Here is a 4,729-nt window from a genome sequence, read left to right as displayed (position 1 = left end):
TCGACGCCGTCGGCGTGCATGTCGATGGCCATCATCGTGATGCCCTGGTGCTTGGGGAGATCGGGGTTGGTCCGCACGGTGGCGAAGCCCATGCCCGAGACGTGGGCGCCCGAGGTCCACACCTTCTGGCCGTTGACCAGCCAGCCGCCCTCGACCTTGCGGGCAGCGGTGGTCAGGTTGAGGGTGTCGGTGCCGGCGTCGGGCTTCATGGCCCCTGCGGTCCTCTACTGGGGAAGCGCCCTCGGAGAGGTGTCGGAGGACCTCCTCCGGGGCCTCGCGACCGCGGCCGGTCCGGCGGTCCCGCACTCGGCACTCGACCGGCCCCGTCGTCGCGGACTGGTCGGCGAGACGTCGCGGGGTTTCACCGGCGCCCCCGCCCTGGAGGGCTTTCGGGTCGGTGGTCCGGCAACGGCCGCGGCCCCGCAGCTCTCGGGCTGGTTTATCGACCTCGACGACGCCGGACCCGACGCGATTCTCCGGGTCGAGGCCGGCGACCCCGAGGCCGGGTGGCTCGTCGGCGTCGATCTCGAGCTCACCCGCGACGGGGTCGCTCGGCTCCGCACCAGCGTCACCAGCTGTCTCCCCGGTGTGCTCCACCTCACAGCGGTGCGGTCCGCACTCCCGGTGCCGGCGCAGGGATGCGAGCTTCTCGACCTGACGGGGCGGTGGTGCCGCGAGCGCACCCCGCAGCGCCGGCCGTGGCTCATCGGGACGCACCTGCGCGAGGCCAGGCACGGCCGTACGGGTCATGACGCCAACCTGCTCATGGCGGCCGGTCGGCCCGGCTTCGGGTTCGGGCACGGCGAGGTATGGGCCACCCACCTGGCCTGGAGCGGCGACCACGCGACGTACGCCGAACGCACGCCTGAGGGGGAGTGCGTTCTGGGGGGCGGCGAGCTGCTCGCTCCGGGCGAGGTCGCCCTCGACGAGGGCGAGTCGTACGTCGGTCCCTGGTTGCTCGGCGCCTACGGCGCAGCCGGCCTCGACGACGCCTCGGCACGCCTGCACGCCTGGACCCGCCGCCAGGCGATCCGCTCGCGCGCCGAGCGGCCCGTCGTGGTCAACACCTGGGAGGCCTCCTACTTCGACCACGACCTCGAGCGGTTGTCCGCGCTGGCCGCAGCGGCCGCCGAGGTGGGGGCAGAGCGTTTCGTGCTCGACGACGGCTGGTTCGAAGGGCGTCGGCACGACCGGGTGGGTCTGGGCGACTGGACCGTCGACGAGACGATCTGGCCAGATGGCCTCGGACCGCTCATCGAGCGGGTCCACGGACTCGGCCTCGACTTCGGCCTGTGGGTCGAGCCCGAGATGATCAACGAGGACTCCGCCCTCGCCCGGGCGCACCCCGACTGGATCCTTCGTGGCCGCACCGCGCTGCCCGACACGTGGCGCCACCAGCAGGTGCTCGACCTCCAGGTGCCCGGTGCCTACGACTACGTGCGGGCGGCGTTGCTGGCGCTCCTCGACGCCTACGACATCGCGTTCTTGAAGTGGGACCACAACCGTGACCTGATCGACGTCACGCATGGAGGTCGACCGGCGGTGCACGGTCAGACCCTCGCGCTCTACCGGCTCCTCGACGAGCTGCGCGCCGCGCACCCCGATCTCGGCGGTGGCCGAATCGACCTGGAGATCCTCACCCGCACTGACCGGGTCTGGCCCAGCGACACCATCGACGCCCAGGAGCGCCAGCAGATCCAGCGCTGGACGTCGCTGGTGGTGCCGCCGGAGATGATGGGCGTCCATGTCGGCGGACCCGTGGCCCACACCACCGGCCGCTCTCACCCGCTCGGCTACCGCGCTGCCACCGCCCTGCTCGGACACCTCGGCATCGAGTGGGACCTCGCCTCGATCACCCCCGCCCAGCGCGACGAGCTCACCGCCTGGATCGCGCTGCACAAGCGACTGCGGCCGACCCTCTCGAGCGGGCGCTCCGTGCGCGGCGACCACCCCGACCCGGCCGTCGTGCTCAGCGGCATCGTCTCGGTCGATCGCGACGAGGCCTGGTTCGTGGTGGCCACCACCGACTCACTCGCCACGCAGGCGCCCACGCCGCTGCTGCTGCCGGGGCTCGACGAGTCCCGGGCCTACCGGGTGGATGACGTGACCCCGGCCGGCCGGCAGCACCGTGCCTTCATCGGTGACACCTGGCTCGACGGCGACGGGATCGTCATCGGCGGCTCCGCGTTGACCCGGGTCGGTCTGCAGCTGCCCCCGCTGGCTCCGGAGAGCGCCCTGGTGCTGCACGCCGTCGCAGAGGCACCGCGGTGAGCGGGCTCGACCTGGCCGACGACTGGGTCTGGGACTTCTGGGTCGTCGACGACCCGGCCGCGGCCAACGCCGACGAGCACTTCCACGCCTTCTTCCTCCACGCGCCCCGCTCACTGGGCGATCCCGACCTGAGGCATGAGCACGCTCGGGTCGGGCACGCCGTCAGCCGCGACCTCACCGACTGGCGGGTGCTCGCTGCTGCACTGCACCCGCAGACCGCACCCGCCTTCGACGACCTGGCCACCTGGACCGGTAGCACGGTCCACGCCGAGGCCCTCGGCGGGTGGTGGATGTTCACCTCCGGCATCACCCACGCGACCGGCACCCGGGTGCAGCGCATCGGGGTCTCCCGCTCGGCCGACCTGATCACGTGGACGCGCACCTCGGGCACCGTGATGGAGCTCGACCCTCGGTGGTACGTCGACCAGGTCGCCGACGACCCGGGCTCTCCGACGGCCGAGACCCACTGGCGCGACCCGTTCGTGGTCGCCGATCCCACCGTCGCCGGGCTCTGGCACGCCTACATCACCGCCAAGACCCCGCACCCGCAGACCGCGGAGCCGACCGGCGCCATCGCCCACGCGACGTCGTACGACCTCGAGAGCTGGGAGGTCGGCCCGCCGCTCGACGTCGAGCCCGGTCGCTTCGACCAGCTCGAGGTGATCTCGCTCGATCGGGTCGACGGACGCTGGGTGCTGATCTTCTCGGTGCTCGGCGCCCAGGTGCCCGGGGCAGAGCCCGGTGAGGGCGGAGTCTGGTCGGTGCCCGTCGCCGGGCCGGGCGCTCCGGTGGACACACGTCTCGCCACGCGCCTGACCAGCGAGCGCCTCTACGTCGGTCGCACGGTGCGACTGCGCGACGGGTCGTCCCGCTTCCTGGCGTTCGTCAACGAGGACCACCGCGACCCGGTCGGCCCGTTCGTCGGCGGGCTGACCCCACCCCTGCGCGTCGGTTGGCGGACCGACGGCGCGGGACTCCGGCTGCTCGACGCGCCGGACCATTGGCTCCCCGTACGAGCGGGGCTAGGGTAGTGACGTACGTCACTTCACAACGGATCGTCCGGCACGTTCCTGCCGGTGAAGGGAGTTGGTCCGCGTGGCCACCGTGTCATTCCAGAAGGCTCAGCGCTGGTATCCAGGAGCCGATGTCCCCGCAGTTCCGGGCATCGACCTCGAGATCGAGGACGGCGAGTTCATGGTGCTCGTCGGCCCGTCCGGGTGCGGCAAGTCCACCACCTTGAGGATGCTCGCCGGCCTCGAGGAGGTCAACGACGGCAAGATCTTCATCGGCGACCGCGACGTCACCAGCCTTCCGCCGAAGGACCGCGACATCGCGATGGTCTTCCAGAACTACGCGCTCTACCCGCACATGTCGGTCGCCGACAACATGGGATTCTCGCTCAAGATGGCCAAGGTGCCCGAGGCCGAGCGCAAGCAGCGCGTCGCCGAGGCTGCCAAGATCCTCGGTCTCGAGGAGTACCTCGAGCGCAAGCCGAAGGCGCTCTCGGGTGGCCAGCGTCAACGCGTCGCCATGGGTCGCGCGATCGTTCGCAACCCCCAGGTCTTCTGCATGGACGAGCCCTTGTCGAACCTCGACGCCAAGATGCGCGTCCAGACCCGCACCGACATCGCCAAGCTGCAGGCCGACCTCGGGGTCACCACGGTCTACGTCACGCACGACCAGGTCGAGGCGATGACGATGGGCGACCGGGTCGCGGTGATGAAGGACGGCCACCTCCAGCATGTCGACAGCCCGCTCGGGCTCTATGACCGGCCGGTCAACCTGTTCGTCGCCGGTTTCATCGGCTCGCCCCAGATGAACCTCATCGAGGCCGTGGCCGATCAGGGTCAGGCCAAGATCGGCGCCTACCACGTCCCGGTCGACCCCACGGCGTCGAAGAGGATGCAGGGCAAGGTCACGATCGGCGTCCGCCCCGAGGCCTGGCGGCTGGTCTCGGAGTCCGAGGGCGGTCTGCCCGTGAAGGTGACGGTCGTCGAGGAGCTCGGGGCCGACGGCTTCGTCTACGGCACCAGTGACATCGAGGGCGTCCCGTCCACGATCATCGTCCGCGTGAGCGGCCGCGACTCGGTGCGCAAGGGCGAGACCATCCACGTCACCACGGACCCCAACAGCGTCCACGTGTTCGACACCGCCTCCGGCGAGCGCCTCAGCGACTGAGGCGCTTCAGCTCATGCCTTCGCCCGGGCCCGGTCGGCATTGCCGCGGATGGCCCGGGTGAAGGTGGGGTTGAGCTCGCTCGGCAGGTCATGACCCATCTGGTCGATGAGCAGCAGCTCGGCGCCGGGAACGGCCGCCGCTGTCGCCCGACCGCCCGAGACGTGCACCATCTTGTCGGCCAGTCCGTGGATGACCACGGTCGGAACGCTCACGGAGCGCAAGTGCGGCCCTCGGTCGCGCTGGGTCACGATGGCAGCCATCTGACGCGTCACGCCGGCGG

The 4,729-nt window shown here is 71.1% G+C and carries 5 protein-coding genes; 3 read left to right on the top strand and 2 right to left on the bottom strand.

What is annotated here, in order from left to right:
* Positions 1-209, bottom strand: a 209-nt coding sequence (locus VOI19_RS14645; RefSeq protein WP_323793701.1) for an acyl-CoA dehydrogenase family protein, incomplete at its 3' end; no start/stop codon positions are given.
* Between VOI19_RS14645 and VOI19_RS14640 the strand changes: the two genes are divergently transcribed.
* From VOI19_RS14640 to VOI19_RS14630, 3 genes are all read left to right on the top strand, one after another.
* Positions 208-2,271 carry an alpha-galactosidase gene (locus tag VOI19_RS14640; protein ID WP_323793700.1) on the top strand — a complete coding sequence of 688 codons (2,064 nt, stop codon included), beginning with the start codon at positions 208-210 and terminating at the stop codon, positions 2,269-2,271. The genes VOI19_RS14645 and VOI19_RS14640 overlap by 2 nt on opposite strands.
* Positions 2,268-3,302: a hypothetical protein gene (locus VOI19_RS14635; RefSeq protein WP_323793699.1), complete on the top strand. Its 1,035-nt coding sequence runs from the start codon at positions 2,268-2,270 to the stop codon at positions 3,300-3,302. The genes VOI19_RS14640 and VOI19_RS14635 overlap by 4 nt, the downstream gene beginning before the upstream one ends.
* Positions 3,303-3,366: 64 nt before the next feature.
* A complete protein-coding gene (locus VOI19_RS14630) occupies positions 3,367-4,449 on the top strand; it encodes a sn-glycerol-3-phosphate ABC transporter ATP-binding protein UgpC (RefSeq protein ID WP_323793698.1) in 1,083 nt (360 codons plus the stop codon).
* 11 nt (positions 4,450-4,460) lie between these two features.
* Here the strand turns inward: VOI19_RS14630 and VOI19_RS14625 are convergent.
* Positions 4,461-4,729: alpha/beta fold hydrolase (locus VOI19_RS14625; RefSeq protein WP_416366387.1), on the bottom strand; the 269-nt coding region annotated here is incomplete at its 5' end.

The sequence above is a fragment of the Nocardioides sp. genome (genome assembly GCF_034670285.1).
Taxonomy (GTDB): domain Bacteria; phylum Actinomycetota; class Actinomycetes; order Propionibacteriales; family Nocardioidaceae; genus Nocardioides.
The sequence above is the reverse complement of the archived record's forward strand: the minus strand, read 5'-3'. Positions and strand labels throughout refer to the sequence as shown.

Excerpts from the sequence above, each read along its gene's own strand:
- VOI19_RS14640 (WP_323793700.1), top strand. The coding sequence starts at position 208 with ATGGCCCCTGCGGTCCTCTACTGGGGAAGCGCCCTCGGAGAGGTGTCG.